Annotated in this window: 17 protein-coding genes; 7 read left to right on the plus strand and 10 right to left on the minus strand. The window is 47.9% G+C overall.

Going from position 1 to position 19,908, the window contains the following annotated elements; all coding sequences use genetic code 11:
* Window positions 1–11 precede the first annotated feature (11 nt).
* From WH46_RS05505 to WH46_RS05525, 5 genes are all read right to left on the minus strand, one after another.
* Complete coding sequence (locus WH46_RS05505) at window positions 12–1,184, minus strand: ABC transporter permease (protein WP_046226031.1); 1,173 nt, start codon at window positions 1,182–1,184, stop codon at window positions 12–14.
* The gene (locus tag WH46_RS05510; protein ID WP_046226032.1) at window positions 1,181–1,876 is read right to left on the minus strand and encodes an ABC transporter ATP-binding protein; all 696 of its coding nucleotides are present in this window, start codon (window positions 1,874–1,876) and stop codon (window positions 1,181–1,183) included. The genes WH46_RS05505 and WH46_RS05510 overlap by 4 nt, the downstream gene beginning before the upstream one ends.
* Window positions 1,873–3,255, minus strand: coding sequence for an efflux RND transporter periplasmic adaptor subunit (locus WH46_RS23270; protein WP_052714129.1), 1,383 nt, complete (start codon window positions 3,253–3,255; stop codon window positions 1,873–1,875). Before WH46_RS23270 ends, WH46_RS05510 begins: the two co-directional genes overlap by 4 nt.
* On the minus strand, window positions 3,252–5,999 hold the full coding sequence (locus WH46_RS05520) for a hypothetical protein (protein ID WP_046226033.1): 2,748 nt from the start codon (window positions 5,997–5,999) through the stop codon (window positions 3,252–3,254). Before WH46_RS05520 ends, WH46_RS23270 begins: the two co-directional genes overlap by 4 nt.
* A gap of 314 nt (window positions 6,000–6,313) precedes the next feature.
* The gene (locus tag WH46_RS05525; protein WP_017814218.1) at window positions 6,314–6,817 is read right to left on the minus strand and encodes a DUF4334 domain-containing protein; all 504 of its coding nucleotides are present in this window, start codon (window positions 6,815–6,817) and stop codon (window positions 6,314–6,316) included.
* A gap of 518 nt (window positions 6,818–7,335) precedes the next feature.
* Here WH46_RS05525 and WH46_RS05530 point away from each other — a divergent pair.
* Window positions 7,336–8,703, plus strand: a complete 1,368-nt coding sequence (locus tag WH46_RS05530) for an MFS transporter (RefSeq protein WP_046226034.1) — start codon at window positions 7,336–7,338, stop codon at window positions 8,701–8,703.
* Between the two features lie 222 nt (window positions 8,704–8,925).
* On the opposite strand, the gene WH46_RS05535 is transcribed toward WH46_RS05530, so the two are convergent.
* Window positions 8,926–9,384: a rhodanese-like domain-containing protein gene (locus tag WH46_RS05535; RefSeq protein WP_017814222.1), complete on the minus strand. Its 459-nt coding sequence runs from the start codon at window positions 9,382–9,384 to the stop codon at window positions 8,926–8,928.
* Window positions 9,385–9,660: 276 nt separating this feature from the next.
* Here WH46_RS05535 and WH46_RS05540 point away from each other — a divergent pair, with 276 nt between their 5' ends.
* Both WH46_RS05540 and WH46_RS05545 read left to right on the plus strand, forming a co-directional pair.
* The gene (locus WH46_RS05540) at window positions 9,661–10,599 is read left to right on the plus strand and encodes a LysR family transcriptional regulator (protein WP_052714130.1); all 939 of its coding nucleotides are present in this window, start codon (window positions 9,661–9,663) and stop codon (window positions 10,597–10,599) included.
* 134 nt (window positions 10,600–10,733) lie between these two features.
* Window positions 10,734–11,660 (plus strand): manganese-dependent inorganic pyrophosphatase, encoded by a 927-nt coding sequence (locus WH46_RS05545; protein ID WP_046226035.1) that lies wholly within the window; start codon window positions 10,734–10,736, stop codon window positions 11,658–11,660.
* A gap of 223 nt (window positions 11,661–11,883) precedes the next feature.
* On the opposite strand, the gene WH46_RS05550 is transcribed toward WH46_RS05545, so the two are convergent.
* The 3 genes from WH46_RS05550 to WH46_RS05560 all read right to left on the minus strand — a co-directional run bounded on the left by WH46_RS05550 (window position 11,884) and on the right by WH46_RS05560 (window position 15,462).
* Window positions 11,884–13,206 (minus strand): ABC transporter permease, encoded by a 1,323-nt coding sequence (locus tag WH46_RS05550; protein ID WP_046226036.1) that lies wholly within the window; start codon window positions 13,204–13,206, stop codon window positions 11,884–11,886.
* Window positions 13,190–14,593, minus strand: a complete 1,404-nt coding sequence (locus WH46_RS05555) for an HlyD family secretion protein (protein WP_046226037.1) — start codon at window positions 14,591–14,593, stop codon at window positions 13,190–13,192. Before WH46_RS05555 ends, WH46_RS05550 begins: the two co-directional genes overlap by 17 nt.
* Before the next feature lie 212 nt (window positions 14,594–14,805).
* On the minus strand, window positions 14,806–15,462 hold the full coding sequence (locus WH46_RS05560) for a MarR family winged helix-turn-helix transcriptional regulator (protein WP_231584299.1): 657 nt from the start codon (window positions 15,460–15,462) through the stop codon (window positions 14,806–14,808).
* Window positions 15,463–15,714: 252 nt separating this feature from the next.
* Between WH46_RS05560 and WH46_RS05565 the strand changes: the two genes are divergently transcribed.
* Complete coding sequence (locus WH46_RS05565; protein ID WP_046226038.1) at window positions 15,715–16,179, plus strand: RrF2 family transcriptional regulator; 465 nt, start codon at window positions 15,715–15,717, stop codon at window positions 16,177–16,179.
* Window positions 16,180–16,300: 121 nt separating this feature from the next.
* Here the strand turns inward: WH46_RS05565 and WH46_RS05570 are convergent, their stop codons facing one another.
* Entirely contained in the window at window positions 16,301–17,272 is a 972-nt protein-coding gene (locus tag WH46_RS05570; protein ID WP_046226039.1) for a bile acid:sodium symporter family protein, read from the minus strand.
* Between the two features lie 224 nt (window positions 17,273–17,496).
* Between WH46_RS05570 and WH46_RS05575 the strand changes: the two genes are divergently transcribed.
* The 3 genes from WH46_RS05575 (at window position 17,497) to WH46_RS05585 (ending at window position 19,842) form a co-directional block, all read left to right on the plus strand.
* Window positions 17,497–18,102 (plus strand): DJ-1/PfpI family protein, encoded by a 606-nt coding sequence (locus WH46_RS05575; protein ID WP_046226040.1) that lies wholly within the window; start codon window positions 17,497–17,499, stop codon window positions 18,100–18,102.
* Window positions 18,103–18,205: 103 nt separating this feature from the next.
* Complete coding sequence (locus WH46_RS05580; protein ID WP_026136297.1) at window positions 18,206–18,775, plus strand: glycerol-3-phosphate responsive antiterminator; 570 nt, start codon at window positions 18,206–18,208, stop codon at window positions 18,773–18,775.
* A gap of 245 nt (window positions 18,776–19,020) precedes the next feature.
* A complete protein-coding gene (locus WH46_RS05585) occupies window positions 19,021–19,842 on the plus strand; it encodes an MIP/aquaporin family protein (RefSeq protein ID WP_046226041.1) in 822 nt (273 codons plus the stop codon).
* The last annotated feature ends 66 nt before the right edge of the window (window positions 19,843–19,908 follow it).

Below are 19,908 nucleotides of genomic sequence, written 5' to 3' on the forward strand. Positions count from 1 at the left end.
ATGCTATACAATCAGTCGGTCCGCAGCGCATAGATCGGACGCAGCCGGGACGCTTTGTAGGCAGGGCTGATGCCGAATACAAGGCCAATAAAAAAGGAAAATAAAAAGGCGATCAGTACCATATCCCATGCGTAGGCAATCGGATTCCCGATCAATTGGCCAGCCAGTGAGGTCAGTCCGAGGCCTGCTCCGATCCCAATCAACCCTCCAAATGTACTGAGTACAATCGATTCAAACATAAACTGCATCAGAATATTGCTTTTTTTGGCGCCAAGCGCTTTGCGGATACCAATCTCCCGGGTACGTTCGTTGACCGACATAATCATAATATTCATAATGCCGATTCCGCCGACAACCAGTGAGATTCCTGCAATGCTGGCGAGAGCGGTAGACAGCATCGCAGAGGTTTTCTCCGAGCTCTCTATCATCTCCTGGGCATCAAATACATTATAGGCTTCAGGATGATTTTTAAATGTTTTACCCAGACTATTTTCCAGTTGGGCTTTGACTTCGGGGACATCCTGACGATTGGCTGCTTTGACAACAAAGGATTGAATCCCTTTGGTCTGCAGAAAACGTTCGGCGGTCGCTATCGGAATCAGTACCTTGTCATCATTGGAACCGGTTAGATCGGAGCCTTTGGGCTGCAGCACGCCGACAACTTTGAAGGAAATACCGTTCAGTCGTACATCCTGTCCAACCGGGTTACCAAGTCCATACAGCTTGCTTGCTACCTCGGAACCGAGTACAGCGACTTCCTGGCGATACTGACTATCGATATCAAGCAGGAAACGTCCTGCCCGCAATCGGTAATTTTTGAGTGGGCGGTAATTGGGCGTAACGCCTTCCAGCGAAGCATCCATATGACGATTGCCATATTTGGCAGTCGCACTGCCGGAAATGGTAGGCGAGACCAGATCGACTCCTTTTAGATAACTATAGGCATCGACTTCTTCATAGGTCAGGGAACTGGTCACACCAATCCCCATGATGGATACCATAAGCTGATTGGTACCCAGATCGTCAAATTGTCCGGTGATGGTATCGGTAAAGCTTCGACCGACAGATACGACCAGGATGACCGAAGATACACCAATAATAATACCAAGCATCGTCAGAAAGGAACGTATTTTATTACCGATAACACTGGTCATTGCCATCCGTATACTCTGAAAGAAGATCATGATTGTGTCCTCCGATCTTCGGTGACCTGTCCATCATGAATCCGGATCACCCGTTTGGCCTGCTCGGCAATCTCCAGATCATGCGTAATCAGAATAATCGTATGTCCCTGGGCATTAAGGGATTGAAGCATATTCATCACTTCTTTGCCTGTTTTGGGATCGAGGGCGCCAGTAGGTTCATCAGCCAGCAAGATGGGAGGCTGTCCAGCAAGCGCGCGGGCAATCGCTACCCGCTGCTGCTGTCCACCGGAGAGCTGATTGGGACGATGATGCATTCGTTCCTCCAATCCTACCTTGGTCAATGCTTCTGCGGCTTTTCTTTTTCTTTCGCGATAGGACATTCCCCGGTAGATCAGCGGAAGTTCTACATTCTCGATTGCCGAAAGTTTGGGCAGGAGATTAAAGTTCTGAAAGATAAATCCGATTTTCTCGTTGCGGATTCTGGCGAGCCGATTATCCGACAGCTTCCGTATATTTTGCCCATCCAGCAGATAATTCCCTTCATTGGGAAGATCAAGACAACCAATCATATTCATCAATGTGGATTTGCCCGATCCCGAGGGTCCGATGATTGCGACAAATTCTCCATGGTCTATCGTAAAGGATATTCCCTGCAGAACCAGCATCCGTTGTCCTGCCATCATATAGCCATGCTCCAGATTTTCTATCCGGATCAGCGGTTCTGTACTCATTGGCTGCTTCCTCCGGTGGAAGAAGTACTATCATTCGACGTACTGCTTGTGGTCGAGGTACTATCGGTTGATGTACTATTGTCCGCGGAAGAAGTGCTATCCGTCGATGTATTACTGTTTGTGGAATCTGTACTGTCCGTCGATGTACTGCTATCGGTAGAAGAAGTGCTATCTGCTGTACTGCTATCGGTAGGTGAACTGGAATCCGTACTTGTGAAACTGTCAGTATCTGAAGCAGTCCCTGTATCTGCTGAAGAGGTATCCATCGCCGCATCGCTGCTATCCATAGACAATCCAGTATCTCCAAACATATCGGCTTCTGGACCGATTACCTGATCGCCTTCCTTGAGGCCGCTTTTGATTTCGATCAGGCTTTCGTTATGGATGCCGACTTTGACTTCCTTCTCGACCGGGGCAGGGGATGTGCCTGCTGGTGCCTGTGGATCAGGCTTACCCTGCAGCTGAACAAAGTATTTGCCATCCCGCTGATTCACGGTCTCTAAAGGAAGTACAGGAATATTCTTTTTTTCCTCTACAAAAATTGTAGCCTGAGCAGACATGCCTGCCTTGGCATTGGGTGCCCGATCCAGATGAATAGTTACAGCAAACGTAGATACTCCGTTTTTGATCGAACCTTCATTGGCTATAGCCGATACACGCCCGGTATAGGTCTGATCGGGTAGTGCATCCAGTTGTACAGAAGCTTTCATGCCGGTATGAATCTTGGGGATATTCATTTCGTCCACCTGAATCGTAGCGCTCAGGTCATGATAGTCCACAATAGTAAATACTTCAGCTCCATTGCTGACTGCACCGCCAGGAACAATGCTGACTTTGGTAATCGTACCGCTGACCGGTGCAACCAGTGGATTATGAGGAATCTGGTCTTTTTGCAGCTGTGCAATTTCAGATTCTGTGCTGGCGATATCGGTTTTGGCTTTTTCAATGCCGAGTCGGGCACTATCTATATCGGTTTGGGACGTACCGTCCATAACGAGCTGTTTGTACTGCTCCTGCTTGTCATGCAGATCACTCTGCTGCTGCTGAAGCGTGGTTGTACGCTGGCGCATATCCTTGGAGACATCGGTGCCTTTGTATGTCATCAGCACCTGTCCTTTTTTGACGTCCATATTCAGCTTGCCCAATACTTGATTCACATTTCCCTGATCAGCAGCATAGACGATGGTCTGTTCGGTAGCTTTGGTGGCACCGGAGCCTTTGATTTGAACAGAGATAGTATCTTTTTGGACAGTAATCAGATTGGGAACAATAATCGGCGCCGGTTCGGGCTTGGGCCAGAAATGGTATATGGCGGCTGCCGCCGCCGCTGCGACTACAACAGTCACAGCGGTGATCCAGATTGCTTTTTTACTTCTCATGCTTTGCCTCCAGTTGTATTCGATGCGTTATTTTGGCTTTTATCCGGACTGGTAGTTTTACCGGCATTGCCAGCAGTAGCAGAACCGTCTGTTGTACCAGGTTTGCCGGTATCAGGGGTCTCGGGTGTGTCGGGTATGGATGGGACAGGTGATGAGCTGCCTGTATTGGATGAAGAGTCGATGGTCGTCAGAACCATTTCCAGGTTATAGCTCTGGCTTCCCAGCTGGATCCGTTCACCCTGGAATTCATCATAGACATTCATAGTGAATTTTCTCGATTTAGTCGTTTTGTATGCATTGCTCGTCAGGGAAGTAGAGTAGGCGAGCGATTGGCCTGTAGTCAGATCGGTACCCGGAACCATTACTTTTTCCTGAATTTGTCCAGATGGATCAACCCACTGCAGAATTAGGCGATGACCGGTATCTCCTGTCTCATAGTTGTTATTTTTGGTCAGATTATAGGTCATGTTAAAGGAAACGGTATCCTGACCTTCTATCAGTGTGCCTGTAGCACGTGTTATGGCAAACGTATACGGGAACAATTCCATATTGCTGCTGAGCGTAGTAACCGGAGTCGCTGTTTGCTTTTTCAAGGACAGTTCAACAGCATTGATATAAGCAGTTGGTGTATCGCTTGCCTGGGCCAGTTGGCCTTCTTTGACGCCTTCACCAATATATAGGGTCAACTGGGACATGTTCACATCGGCAGGAAGCTGACTCCACACCGTTACCAGATTTTTACCTTTTGGACGAATTGCTTTGCTCGATTGGATTACTTCTGCTTCGTAGTATTCGTTATCCTGTGTTTTGTAGTAGGCGACCAATCGGGATGGATTGGATGTACGTGTCTCTTCGCTGCTCATCTCCAGCTCGGTATAGGCGATATTCTGTCCTGCGCCTGTATAGGTTACGGTACGACGTTCCTTGACTTCGGCACGTTTCCCGGCTGTCTGGATATGGAAGGATGCACCGCCGGAAATTCGGGAAACGGCAGAGCTGATTGGTCCGGTACGCAGTGTCAGGAACGGCTCGCTGGCATCTGCAGTAGCATCTGATTTGTCGGCTGCCGTATTCAGTTCAAGCTGAAGCTGATTCAGATTATGGTCGTACGGGAATCTTCCGATGACGTAATAGACTGCACTGTCTCCGACTGCCAATGAAGAGGTCTCGCTATTCTCCGCTACCAATTGAATTGGGCTACTCGTACGATTGTTCTCGGCTCTCATCGATCCGGTTAGCCCCGGTAAAGTCACAGAAGAAGAACCGGCATTGCGCAGACGGATCTTGGCCACTACCATATCTTCTGTAGACCATGGCATACGCTGGATCGACTCCAGGGTCACACCAAAGCTGCCATAACTGTTATCCACCGTATATTCGGCCTGTTCGGATTGGGTCTGCTCTGGTGTATACGGAATTTTGTAAAAGGCGGTAGGCAGATCAATTGACTTTGCAGCAGGTGCAGCAGCTGTCTTGGTATCGGTATCGCTGGAACTGTTGCTATCAGCTGGTACGGAAGGTTCCATCAATTGCAGCTGCAGCGCGCTTTGTTTAAGTTTGAGCGGCACTTCGGCAGACAGCTGAATGACTTTGTCTTCCAGAGGCTTGAGTGTAAGGCTGCCCAGTGCTTTGGTACGGATCGGGAAGGCATAACCTTCGGACGATTTGAGTGCCAGTTCATAAGCAGGCAGCGTAAGTGCCTGGGTTCCGGTGTTTTTGACGCGGAACTGGATCATCCATGCAGCTTTGTCGCCACTGGTGGACATACTGGCCTGCTTCAGCTGTGTTTCGATTGTGCTGCTGCCAATAGTCAGTGTTTTGACCTTGCCCGCAGGTACGACCAGATTGGATGCCGTCACATCAGGCAGCTGAAAAGAAGCGACCGGAAGTTCGGTTTGTAATGTCTGCTCGGTTCGCGTGATCAGCAGTGACATTTTTTTCATTTTTAGCGAAGCTGGGATCTCAGTGAGATAAGTGACAGTCTTACTGCTTCCAGGGGCAATATTATATTCACGACCAGTATGATCCAGACGAAGTTCGAATGTGGAGCCACCCGGGGACTCAAGGTAGGTTTTATAATTGGGGGAGTCCAGTGTCTCGGCACCCTTATTGGTAATATTCAGCATAACGACAGCATAGGATGTATTGTTGAACTGGATGGTTTGTAATTTTGCCGGTTTCAGAACGATGGGGAGATTATCGATAACTACTTTTTGGCCGTGTCCCTTGGCAGCAGCAGGAGAATAGGAAGCAGGGATATTGAAGCTGCCCAGCTTTTTCTCATAGTTCGAACTGTTAAAGTCCCAGCCGAACATAGTGATTCGGGTACCGTTCAGACTGGCCGCGGTCTCGGGCTTGATATAGTAGGTAATAGACAGCTGGTTATGAGCAGGGACGATCGTTTTGGTCTTGTCCTCCGGCAGAACCGTACCGCGGGTCGTGATTCCCTGTGAGGTTGTCACTTTGGAAAAGGCATTGAGCAGCTTGTACGGGCTGGATGTATTATTGGTATAAGTCAGCGTATATACGAGAATACTGCCGGTATTTTTGCGGGCGATCTGCAGATTACTTAGTTTGGCGCTGACACCGGACTGCAAAGCAACCGAAGAGACGGAACCCAGTGAGCTTACATGCTGTACCTGAATATGAGGTGTAGTAATATTGGCAGATACCGGGGTAGCTATACTCTGACCGGCGGTTACGATTCCGGCCAGAAGTAAAAAATACGTTGGATAATTCTTCATTTATATTCCTCCTGATATGTAGAACTCTGTCTAGGACGATCTTCATGTGCCGAGCTACTGACTTATCATAGAAGAAGGTTCTAACACATCGATAAATAAAAGAATGCCAATGATAGACAGAATCTAAAATAAAGTTAAACTTTTCTTAAACCGGATGATTATAGTTCATATAAAATATATTAGATTGAAGATATAGCACAACAAACCTATGTCGAATGTGGTATGTGCTCAAATAAAAATCCCCATACGGTCAACAATGACCATACAGGGATATATGCAGTAGCTGCCGGAGCTGGGGGAACATCATTTATTCGTTAGCGAATAGTCGGCCCACCCAGTTTTTTGAGGTAAAAGAAATACGGCAGCGGATGATTCTTCATATCCATCATGCCCATAACAACATCTACACTGACCTTGCGGAAATGGTCCATAATCGGTAAATGGTCATAGATCATCGTCGCAGTAATTCGTCCACGGTGTTCCACCATACGCAGACGAGCTTCTCCGCCATCGCTGGGTACCAATTTCATTTTGTCCACCAGGCGACCGGGATCGGCAGGGAAAATGCTGCCGTTCTTTTTATAAAAAAGTAAAGGATCGACATTGTCCACCGAGTGAAATGCCTTGCCATACCAATGCATTTTCTCCAGTATTCCGTCCATCGGATGACCGGTGCGCAGTTCAAATCCGCGCCAGGTTCCTATCATTTCTTCCAGTTCTACGGCATCCAGTTCATCATAGAAGTTCAGTGCTTCTTCTCGGGTAATCTGATCCTGATAGGTCATACTCCAGAATTGTGGTTCCATTGTCTCGATCATACGATTTCCTCCCTTAATGATATTCTTGCTGGCTGTATCGATAGTTCCATAGCAGAGGAATGCGTCTAGCTATTAGATAGAATAATAGGTCTTATTTAATACTTATACTGGTTCGGAGGTCTTTAATCGCCAGTTCCATAAAAAGATATACATAGTCTGCAAAAATGCTGGATGGATCATGAAGAAGGCTGGAATAAGACTGTGATTTCCTGGTTTTTATTTGTAAACCCAGCTTGATTGTTATAAAATGTAAAAAATCAAAAACAGAAAGGAGAAAGCTCAATGAACCGCATCCACAAGCAATCCGAAGCACGACAGAGAAAATATACGCAGTACCCAGGTGAGTTATTTAAATCAAGCTTCATCAGGCGGCAGAAAAGAGGAGCTCCGGATCATTTCTTGAGAATAGACCTTAGAAGAATATGATCCATTTCATGGACTTCCGGCATATACAGCCGAAGAAATTATTCCGGATATCTCCATGAATCTGCCCCTGATCACGAGAGGGGTTACTAGGAATGAAATACATAAGTCGATCGAACTGGAAAGAACAGTTCTCTTTTTGGAAATATCCGTCGATTCTGCTGACGGGTATCGGCATTGCCTATACCGGTGATTGGATCTTCCTGATTGCTCTGAATCTGACGGTACTGGATATGTCGGGTTCGGCGCTGGCTGTTGCCGGATTGTATATGCTTCAGCCTTTTGCCACGTTATGCATGAATAGCTGGGCAGGTAGTCTGATTGACCGTATGAACAAGCGTAATCTGATGATTCTGCTGGATCTGACCCGGTCGGCGCTACTGTTTGTACTTCCTTTTGTAGACAGGATCTGGATGATCTATGGAGTGGTCTGGTTTATTTATATGGCCAGTGCTGTTTTTCGTCCTTCATCAATGGGATATATTGTACGTTTGATACCGGTAGAGCATCGCAAACGATTCAATGCAGTTCAGGGGCTGATCAGTTCGGGAGCTTTTTTAATTGGGCCGGCGATAGCGGGGCTGCTGTTCCTGATTATGAGTCCGCAATCCGCCATTATTTTGACAGCATGCGGATTTTTGTTTTCAGGGTTGATTACGATGATTCTGCCTGATCTGGAAAGCAATAAGGCCGATCAAACGTCTGCAAGTCAAGCTGGAGCCAATGGGCGTGGGTTACGAGGCTGGTTGCGGCTGAGCACAAACAAACATGAAGATGGACAACCTGTATCTTCCGGATTATCATGGACGGTATTGAAGCAAGACTGGAAAGAAGTGGCAGGTTTCAGCAGTCAGCACCGGATACCGACGCTGATTTATCTGCTGTTTTATCTGATTCTGGTACTGGCCGCCGGACTGGATTCTCAGGAAGTAGCGCTGACCAAACAGGTACTGCATGTCTCTGACAGTGAATACAGCTATCTTGTCAGTATCGCCGGTGCCGGTCTGGGTGCAGGTGCATTGGTCAATATGCTGATCGTCAAGCGTCTGTCCATAGCCTGGCTGCTTGGAGGCGGAGCGATAGGAACAGGAATCGGTTATGTACTTTATGCTTTTGCAGGTTCATTTATGATGGTGGGAGCGGGATTCTTTTTGCTGGCTTTCTGTCTGGCCTTTGCAAACACCGGATTCACTACGTTCTACCAGAATCATGTACCCACACATATGATGGGACGGATCAGCAGTATATATGGGCTGGCGATGGCTATACAGCAGATCATCTGTGTGTTCCTCATTGGAATGGCAGCTGAGCTCTGGTCCATATCGGGAGCGGTACAGATCGGTGCTGTTATGATGATCGTAATTGCGGTCATTCTCCATATGGTGAGCATTCGTCATTTCAAAGATCAACCCGAACGAGCATCGACAGCAGTTGTTGCCGGTTCGAATCACACAGGGAACTAGGATGAAAAGTATAGAAGATCATCATTATTTTGCAGAAATATCATTCCAAGAAACAGCTTATACAGACAAAAGCAGAAAATATTAACAGTTTATCCACGTTATCCACGGCATATTCACTTTTTTAAGAGTTATCCACTGTGGATAAAATAATAAAGAATCCCCGGTGCATGGATAGTTGGCAGCCGGGGATTTATTTATGATCTGATTGTAATCCAAAAAGAATTATTCTGCTTTTGCAGGTATTTGCCAGTATAATGGCGCTTCTTCGCCAAGCGTACCTTCTACTGTGCCGCCTTCTTTGCGCCAGTACTCCATGCCACCGGGCATTTCCTTAACCGCAAATCCTAGCCGGGCAAGCGTAGCAGCTGCGCGCGTGGCTCCATTACAGGCAGGACCCCAGCAGTACGTAATAATTGTCTTTTCCCGATCCCAGGAGGCGGTCGTCTCTGCATTAATCCGGCGTCCGGGCAGTGAAATAGCGCCAGGGATATGACATTCTGCATACGACTGTTCATCCCGTACATCCAGCATCATAAAAGAAGTAACACCTTTACCCAGATCCGCAGCAACATCGGCTATATCGGTCTCATAGGCGAGACGCATAGTAAAATGGCGATACGCCTCTTCGGGTGCAGCCGCCGGTATTTCTGTAACGGATGAAAAGCGTGAACGTGTATTCATAATAATCATCTCCTTTATATTATCTAGATTATTGATCTGAAGTCATAAAAGGATCAGGTATATTCCTGCTCTGTCTGTCTTCTCTACGGATTGTACAGGATTGCGAAGTGCCAGGTACGGTGAAGTTATGAATAGCAGCTATCGATATGATCGATAACGTAGTTGAAAAAGGATTAATTTAAGGCTCTATTCTCTATGAAAGTAATTATTTGCTGCAATACAGTGCCTATTTATCGTAAGCTAAAGCATATCTAATATCGGGGAGAAGGTACGGAAATGGAGCTGCTTTATTTAAAAACTTTTTGTGCGCTTGTTCAGTGGGGGAATTATACGCGAACTGCCCTGGAACTGGATTATGCCCAGTCCAGCATTACGAATCATATTCAGCGGCTCGAACAGCTCTATGGCGGTCAGCGTTTGCTGCAGCGGAGCGGCAATCAGGTGGTGCCAACAGAAGCGGGTCAGCGGTTGCTGCCCTATGCCCGGCAGATGCTGGAACTGCAGCAGCAGGCTAGAGAAGCAGTGACTGATCAGCATCCGGAGGTACCGGTGCTGACAATTGGTACGATCGAATCACTGTCGCTTTATTACCTGCCGGAGCTGCTTGAAGCTTTTCGTCATCGTTATCCTGCCTACAAAGTCAAAATTGTTCTCGGGCAGGAAGCTGAGCTTATGGAGCAGGTCAGGCAGGGCAAGCTGGATCTGGCACTGATCCTTGATCAGCCCTTCACCCATACAGGCATCGAATGCATGCTGCTGTTCGAAGCACCGATGATGATCGTTATGCATCAGCAACATCCACTTGCTGGTTCAGCATCTCTCTCGGCGACGGCACTGGCAGAGCAGCCGCTGATTCTTACAGAAGAAGGATGCACGTACCGTGCCGGACTACTGGAGACGATGCAGCAGGCATCATTATCTGCAGATGTACGTTGGGAACTGAGCAGCATTGAAGCGATCAAACAAGCTGTGCACAAACAGTGGGGAATCGGATTTTTGCCTTCATTTACACTAAGGGAAGCAGATCGGCTGCAGGGAATAGCAGCTATCCCCTGGATCGAGCAGGGACGCCGATTGTATGGGCAACTTGTGTATTCCGGACAAGTGTCGGCAGGTGCCCGGGCATTTATGCAACTGGAACAGCTGTATTCACATGCCGCTTCACCAGCTATTATGCATAGTGTGAGTACAAAGACGGATACAGCACGCCAATAAATATTCATTTATTCCTATAAACTTAGTCTGGATTAACTTCATTTTAATTTGGAAACAAGGTATACTATTGAAGAAAACGGGCAAGATAAGATATACTTTTCCCGCAAACCCTATATCGCTAAAGGAGTGTCATTATGCCACAAGTATTGGTTTTTGGTCATAAAAATCCGGATACGGATACAATCACATCCGCTATCGCCTATGCAGCACTGAAAAAAGAACTGGGTGTGGATGCGGAAGCTGTACGTCTGGGTGAAGTAAATGGAGAGACCCAGTATGCACTGGACTACTTCAAAGTAGCTGCTCCTCGTCTGGTAGAGAAAGTAAGCGAAGTGAAAGAAGTTATCCTCGTCGATCACAACGAGCGCCAGCAAAGTGCTGACGATATTGATCAGGTTACGGTTACCGAAGTTATCGATCATCACCGTATCGCCAACTTTGAGACAAGTGCTCCACTGTACTATCGCGCTGAGCCTGTAGGTTGCACCGCTACGATCCTTAACAAACTGTACAAGGAAAATGGTGTAACCATCACCAAGGAAATCGCTGGCCTGATGCTGTCTGCGATCATCTCCGATTCCCTGTTGTTCAAATCGCCTACCTGCACCGAACAGGATGTCGCTGCTGCGCGCGAACTGGCTGAAATCGCTGGTGTGGATGCCGAGAAATACGGTCTGGATATGCTCAAAGCCGGTGCGGATCTGAGCCAGAAAACTGTAGAACAGCTGATCTCCCTGGATGCCAAAGAATTCCAAATGGGCGATGCCAAAGTGGAAATCGCACAGGTAAATACAGTAGACGTAAATGACGTACTGTCCCAGCAGGCTGCTCTGGAAACAGCAATCAATGCCGTTATCGAGAAAAAAGGTCTGGATCTGTTCCTGTTTGTCGTAACCGACATTCTGAACAACGATTCTGTAGGTCTGGCACTGGGTAAACGCACGGATGTAGTAGAAAAAGCATACAACGTATCCCTGGACAACCATACCGCACTGCTCAAAGGTGTTGTATCCCGTAAATCCCAGGTTGTTCCGGTTCTGACCGATACATTTGCCCTGTAATCTACTTGGTAACTGGATCGGCAGTTGCTTCACCTGTTATTGAATACATAAGGTGACGCTATCGATCATATATGAAAAAGCTGCTCCGCCAGCGCAAGCCAAAGAATTCCCTCTGAGACATTCGGGATGGTTCTTTGACTTTCGCGGTGGAACAGCTTTTTTGTTGTGTGTTTATAGAATGGTTAACTGGATATTAGAAGATGATGACTTATCCTGGCTCCTATCAGCTGCGTGAAGGTTCGTGAGCCGGAGCAGGAGGTCCGCCTGGCAGTACATGCGGACCGGATGAGCTGGAAGTTCCCGGCATGCTGCCTGCTACAGAAGATCCGGATGGCGACGGAGGTGCACCAGATCCGGGTGGCCCACCTGCTCCCGGCGGCGGACCACCGGGGAAACCGCCAGCCGGTGCTGCTGTAGCCTGTTTGGCCAGCTTTTGCTTTTCCCAAAGGCCACGGGCAATGACGAGCATAGCCAGCACACCAGTATATAGCATCATGGAGCCAAGCTCTGGCAGCATCTCGCTGAATGGAGCGCCGCGAAGACCGAGACTGCGCAGGAATTTGAACATCCATACAAATGGGAAAAAGTCACTGATCTGCAGCGCGAGTGGAGGGAACAGCGCTCTGGCCATCGTACCACCGGACAACACAAAAGCAGGCATGAAAATAAAGATCATGCGCGAGACCGCAATCCCCGGGTGTGCTGCTCCCCAGGCGATCAGAATATTGATACATACCGATCCAAATACATACAGCATGACCGGAATCATAAACAGAAACGGACTGCCGACAAAGCGGGTATCATCAAACAGCTTCAATACACCCATCGCAAAAATCAGACCGGCCGTAGAAAACAGCAGATACGGTATAATCCGGAACAGCAGATTAAATGGATTCTGCAGCTCGCCTGCCAGACGATGCGATACACGCAGCCGGGCGACGATCGGCAGACTGTTAATATTCAACATCATAAACGAGAACATGCAGACAAATGTCAGAATCGTCGTGTTCTGATAATTGCTGGTCGGATTGAACAATGATCGGACTTCAACCGCCAGATTACTTAGCGTCCCTTGCGCCTGAGTACTGCTCATTCCGGTTCGTGCCAGAGCCGGTACAGATAGCTGCATATTTTCCGTAGCGGTAATCTCTTGCATCGCTGTTCGGATAAAAGTAACCGACTGGCTATTCGTATTATCCAGAATCAGCCCCAGCCGATTCGATATTGCCCGGTTGTGATTATCCTCCAGTCCCTTGGGCAAGGAGATCACTGCCAGATACTGCTCGTGATAAAAGTATTCCTCCGGGTGCTCGGCATAAGATGCGACCTGAGCCACATGAATGTACTGGGACGAATCGATTTTCTGAATCAGTTGCCTGCTGTAAGCCGTATTGTCCTGATCGACCACTATGACGCGGGATTCGTTAATCTGACTGCTGGGCAGCAGCAGGGTATAAGCGAGTACCGCGACCAATGGAAACATAATGGCAATAATCGGATACTTGGATTTGATCAGGTAGTTCCATTCATCAAGAAGTGATTTCATCAGTATTCACCTCAGCGGTCATGCCCGGCAGCAGTGCACCGGTTTTTGGTACATAGATGCGAACCTGGAAGGTGGCGATATCCGCTTCCCCTTTTTCACGGGACATACGCAGGTTGGCAAATTGCGGTGCAGAAGTAATATAGCGTACCTTGCCCTGTATGTCCTGATTGGTAGCAGGAAGATGAACCGGTACCTGCTGATTGGCTTTGAACTTGCTTGCCTGATCTTCGCTCACATAGAGATCAAAGTACATTTCATTAGTTTCGAGCGTAATCACAGGAGTGCCCTGAGCGATATTTTCACCGACTTTGGTACTGACTGCGGTGATTTTACCATTTTGCGGAGCTTTGAGTATCAGGCGGGATTTTTTGAGCAAAAGGGTCTTGAGTTCAACTTGCTGTGCGGCTTTTTGCTGCTTCAGCAGTTTGACGGATAACTCCTGGTCAGCCAGCTGTTGTCGGGTCTGAGCAACCGTATCGAGCTGGGTCGAAGAATTCTCGGCTGCGATCCGGGAAGCTTCGATCTCATCTTGTGCCTGGATGATGCTTACTGCAGCCTGACCGACCTGCTCGGTCGCCTGATTCGCCTGCTCGGAAGCCTGACGGGTACGTTCATTTGCCTGTTGGCGTTCTTCGGCGGTAGCGCCGTTTTTCATTTTGGTGAGTGCTTCCTTCTGCTGGCTAAGCTGGTTTTTGGCTAGTGTCAGCGCGTTGTCGGCGCTGTCCATTTCAGCCTTGCTGCTCAGACCGGCGTCGTATAGCTTTTTGGTGCGCTCATAGCTGGTCTGGACAGTCTGCAAGCTTTTGGTAGCAGATTGGACAGCGATCTGCTGCTGCAGCAGATCTTCTTTGCGGGAACCGTCATTGACTTGTTTCTCGGCGGCTGCAGCTTGGCGCTGGGCAGACTCAGCCTGACGGCGTGCCGCTGCAGCTTGACGCTGGGAAGCCTTGGATGTCTCCAGAGCGGCCTGACTTTTACTCTGATTCACCTGTGCCTGTGCAATTGCCAGTTGTGCCTGCTTTTCCTGAGTAGTGGCTTTGGCATAACCCAATTGGATCGATTGCTCCTGCTGCTGGATCTGGGTGTCAAACTGCTGAAGTTGCTTTTGCAACTGCTCGATCTGCAGATCTACATCGGTGCCATCCAGTTTCATTAATACATCGCCTTTTTTGACGACTTTTTCTTCCTGGTAGGGAATGGTGGTCACTTTGCCGCCTACCTGTTCAAAAGATACATGAACCGTATCCGAGCTCAAGGTAGCACTGCGGGAAGACTGGGATAGGGTAACCTGATCCTGACCCTTGGCCTGCAGCAGAAATCCGCCCCCCAGCAGACAGGCGATAGAGATAACGGGAATAACAAGACTTGCGATTTGATTGCGATTCATGAATAGAACTCTCCTTGATCATTTGAATAAATACATAGCCAATCTTTGTTGTTTAACACGGGAAAAATGCAGTCCCAAAATTTCTCTTCCTGCCAATCAATAGAACAGAATCGAAATGGATACAGTTTAAATCCCGAATAGCTTTAAATTGTAAAGTAAGCCGGCTAACCATTAGGCGGATAAGGGCATAGTTATGCCCGGATGAATGGAGGTTATAGCTGTTCCGTTTCCGAAATGCCCTTCTGTATTTTCTGCATCAGACTCAGTAGAACTTCACGCTCCTCCTCCGATAGATGACTCATCATATGAGAGGTACTTGTGAAGTGAAGTGGGAGCAATTCATTCATTAATGCTGTGCCTTCATCGGTCAGATGAATAATACTCATTCGGCGATCGGTTGGGTGATCCTGGCGGGTAACCAGTCCATCACGTTCCATCCGCTCAATAAGTCCGGTTACTGTAGCTTTGGTAATACCTGCCCGTTCCGCAAGTTCCGTCGCCAGTAGCCCGGTATCCTGATAACGATACAACAGAATCAACAGCGCGAACTTTCCGCTGGAAATGCCAAATTGCTCATATCGTTGCGTACTGACTTTGAAAATATTGGAGGAGGTTCTCATGAACAGCAGCATTGCTTCTGTTGCAGTAACATCAATTTCGGGAATACGCTCGGAGAACTTTTGAAGCATCTCGCGGGTAGGCAGATCACGCATATCAAAATCCATAGCTAATTCTTCCTCTTCAAAAAGATTCGCAGTCATCCCCATGTACAGATAAGTAATCTCCATGGCGGCATCGTCGCGTGTCCTATGATTATACAGGGAAATCGCTTCTGATGTCTCGGAGGATCGCCAATTGTCCTTGACCAATTTTGTTCCTCCTTTCTGATAAAGTGGGTTTGTTAAACTTGTTAGCGAGCTAACTACAATTGTAAAAACATCCATTGATCCGTGTTTATCGGTCTTCACGTACTAGCCTGATTATGATAAGCCAGATTTTATATTTTTGCAATTTAAATTTTTGGCATCCAGTTAAGTACAAAAAGAAAGGAATGTACGAATTCGCGTTGCTTTGCCTTAATGACTGAGCTAAAATTTTAAGTTAAGACAGGGGGGAAGGTTATGACTACATCCAGAACCAGATCGATTGGACCGGCCCGCTTCAATACGGCAGTTCAGGCCTTGGCAGGGCTGGCCTGTAATGGGGGAACGGTATCGAGTTCAGTTATTGCTGCACAGGTTCAGTCACATGCGACTTTTCTGCGCAGAATTCTGGCTACACTGGCAAGCCACGGAATCGTAGATACACGTGAAGGCAGAGACGGTGGCTATTCTTTGAAAATATCGGCAGATACATTGACACTGGCAGACATTTATCAGGCGATCCGCAATGAGGAAGTGCAGCAGGCATCGCCTGCAGAATGTATGGAAACAAGCAGTACCGAGATTGGAAGTATCCTCAAAAATGTCATGATGGACGCAGAGCGACAAGCGATCGAATATCTCAAAAAGTATACGCTGTCCGATCTGCTCCACGAAGCCAATCAGAAAAAAATATCCAATATTGCCGAACTGCTGAATCATTAAAACGTAATCAGGGGAAAAGCAGCAGACCTTATTGGAGCAGCAGCAAGCCCGGTGGGCGATGATCGATACATCGCTTACCGGGCTTGTTGTCTGCTATAGATTATAAACGGTAAAGAATAGCTTATCCGTGTTTTGCAGAATCAACAGGAGTCGCATCCTGCTCTTCCTTGGCTGCCCTTCTGGCAAACCAGGTCGCGAGCAGGGAGCCGGAAATATTATGCCATACACTGAAAATCGCACTCGGTACAGCTGCCAGCGGATTAAAATGAGCAGCAGCCAGACTGGCACCGAGTCCGGAGTTCTGCATACCGGTCTCAAATACAATCGCTTTGCGCTGAGCCGGGTTCATACGGATCAAGCGGGCAAACAGATAGCCAAGCAGATAACCAAGTCCATTATGCAGAATAACAACTGCAAAAATCAACAATCCGGATTCTACAATGTGGGGCTTGTTTAATCCCACTACAATCGCTACGATAAGAACAATCGCCAGTGTCGATACGGCAGGAAGCGCTACAGTAGCCGCTTCGGCCTGTCTGCGGAACAGCGCCTTGACGATAACGCCAAGCACGATGGGTACGATTACGACCTTGAGGATATCGAGGATCAGACTGCCTGCACTGACATTCATCCATTGTCCCGCCAGCAGCGAGATCATCGCTGGTGTAGCAAGCGGTGCAATCAGCGTGGAGACCGATGCGATCGATACCCCCAGTGCTACATCGCCACGAGCCAGAAAAGTCATCACATTCGAAGCTGTACCACTTGGGCAGCATCCTACCAGAATAACTCCCACGGCAATATCCGGCGGCAGATGCAGTGCTACTGCCAGTCCGTAGGCAAGCAGCGGCATAATCACATAATGGCCGACAACGCCAAGTGCCACATCCAGCGGCCGGCGGAATACTTCACGAAAATCTGCCGAAGATAATGTCAGTCCCATTCCGAACATGACAACACCGAGCAGCAGAGAAATTTGTCCTTTAAGCCCAATAAATAAGGTGGGCAGGAAAAAGCCGAGCAGGGCAAATAAAATGACCCACACGGAAAATGTATTACCGATAAACTTGCTGATTCTTGCAACTCCATTCATGGCTCATTCTCCTCTGTCATGTCTCTATGTAGTATGCTGTTTAAATAACAGTGTCCAAAATTTTACTATAAAAAACCTTACATAGCTATTGTCCCGCATCTCAGAAAAATAAAGGTTTTTTATTATTTTGTTTGTTCATGATGCACAAATAGAAGCAGAAAGAATACATGATATAGACAAGATAGAATCTGTCTCTGTATTCCGAAGCAGAAATGGGGATAATAATGACGGATATCAACGTACCTGTATACAATGTAGGCATATTTATGTTCAATGAAGTGGAAGTGCTGGACTTTGCCGGCCCGTTCGAAGTATTTTCAATTTCGGTACGCAATGACCAGAGCAAGGCTTTTCGCGTATATACCGTATCAGAGGACGGACAAATGATTTCCGCCCGTAATGGCATGCTGGTGCAGCCTGAATGCAGCTTTGCTACCCTTCCGCCAATCGATCTGCTGATTGTGCCCGGCGGATATGGGGCAGAAGAAATCGAGATTCACAAGCCGCAGGTAATGGAGTGGATTCGCAGTCATGCCGAGCAGCAGCGAGTCGTTGCTTCGATCTGCACAGGTGCTCTGCTGCTGGCTGAAGCCGGTCTGTTAAATGGACTCTCTGCGACGACTCACTGGATGGATCTGGAGCGTCTGGAACGTGATTATCCACAGGTTCAGACCCGTTCCGGTATCAAATATGTAGATGAAGGCCAGATTCTGACTTCTGGTGGAATCTCGGCTGGCATTCACTTATCCCTGCACCTTGTCAGACGGTACATGGGGATGGAGACTGCCCAGCGAACCGCCAAGCGGATGGAATATGACTGGAATGAATAAATAGACAATCCTCCTCCATAATAGTAATAGTCAGCGGGTTGGTGCTGCTGTGGATGTCTTATGCAGATTATTGACCCGCTGTCAGCAGGATGAAATTCAGGAAATGAGTGATTATACGATGTACGAAGGACAGGCTATTTTACCGGCTGCCAAAAATATGAAGCAGTTCGAACAGCTACTGGACAGCTCTTATCAATATGGGGTGTTTCTCGATACCCATATTGCCCAGTTGAAAAGTATCTATAGAATGGCAGGCAGCCACAACAAAAAGATGTTTTTGCATGCAGATCTGGTGCATGGACTCAAAAATGACGAGTACGCAGCAGAATATCTTTGCCAGGAAATCAAGCCGTTTGGCATTATTTCGACCCGTGGCAATGTGATTATGAAAGCCAAACAAAAAGGCGTGCTGGCGATCCAGCGTATCTTTATGCTGGACACGATTGCGCTGGAGAAAAGTTATGCCCTGCTGGAGAAAACGCAGCCCGACTATATAGAAGTGCTGCCTGGTGTCGTCCCTCATATGATTCGCGAGGTCGTCGAACGTGCAGGCATCCCTGTATTCGCGGGTGGTCTTATCCGTACGGTAGAAGATGTGGAGAATGCGCTGGCTGCCGGAGCAACAGCAGTGACTACCTCTAATTCGTATCTATTTAGCCAGTATCAGCGATGATGAAGATCACAGATTTGTATGAAGAACAAATGAAAAAATGATGTTGACACCGCTTACATGTTACGATATGATGAACACAAGTTAATACATGTGACGGAGAACCGGAGAGCCACGCAAAAGCCCTTGATACATCATGAGGGAGATTTGCGATGGCTCTTTTGCGTCTGCTCACGTTTATTACTATAAAACACATACGTAATGTAACCGGACAAAAACATTTTCCCAAATCGAATGGAGGTTATATGATGTCACCGTTTATAGCTGAACTGGTAGGAACGATGATTCTGATTGCTCTGGGTGGCGGTGTCTGTGCAGGCGTATCACTTCGTAAAACGTTTGCCGAAAATTCAGGCTGGATGGTCATCGGAGCAGGATGGGGACTCGCCGTTGCCATGGCCGTATACGCTGTAGGCAGCGTGAGCGGCGCTCACCTGAACCCGGCAGTTACACTGGCACTGGCATTTAATGGCGATTTCCCTTGGAGTCAGGTTCCTTCTTATATTCTGGCCCAGATTATCGGCGCCATGGCAGGTGCACTGCTGGTGTACTTCCAATATCTGCCGCACTGGAAAGCAACACCAGACCCGGCCACCAAGCTGGGCGTATTCTCGACTTCACCGGCGATCAAGCATCCGGTGGGCAATATGCTGAGTGAAATTATCGGTACATTTATCTTTGTCATGGTATTGTTATCTATGGGTGCCAACGAATTCACACAGGGTCTTCATCCGCTGATCGTTGGTCTGCTGGTTGTGAGTATCGGTCTGTCTCTTGGTGGTACAACCGGATATGCAATCAACCCTGCACGTGACTTTGGTCCGCGTCTGATGCACTTCCTGCTGCCGATCCCCGGTAAAGGTCCTTCGGACTGGAAATATGCCTGGGTACCAGTTGCCGGTCCACTGCTGGGCGGATCATTGGGCGGATTATTTTACAAAACTGTATTCCTGGGACAGAGCACACCGCTGCTGTGGGTACTACTGGCAGTAACCGCTGTATGTCTGTTCTTCGCTCATCTGGCTGGACGCCGGATTCAGCGTTCCACTTCCGGACAGGCAGCTGCCTAAGCTGCCCTTCGGATTCCACTTTTTCATACCCAATACAACAAATTATGATATTGCAAATTCGATAGT

The organism is Paenibacillus dauci (assembly GCF_000971985.1).
Classification (GTDB): Bacteria; Bacillota; Bacilli; order Paenibacillales; family Paenibacillaceae; genus Saccharibacillus; species Saccharibacillus dauci.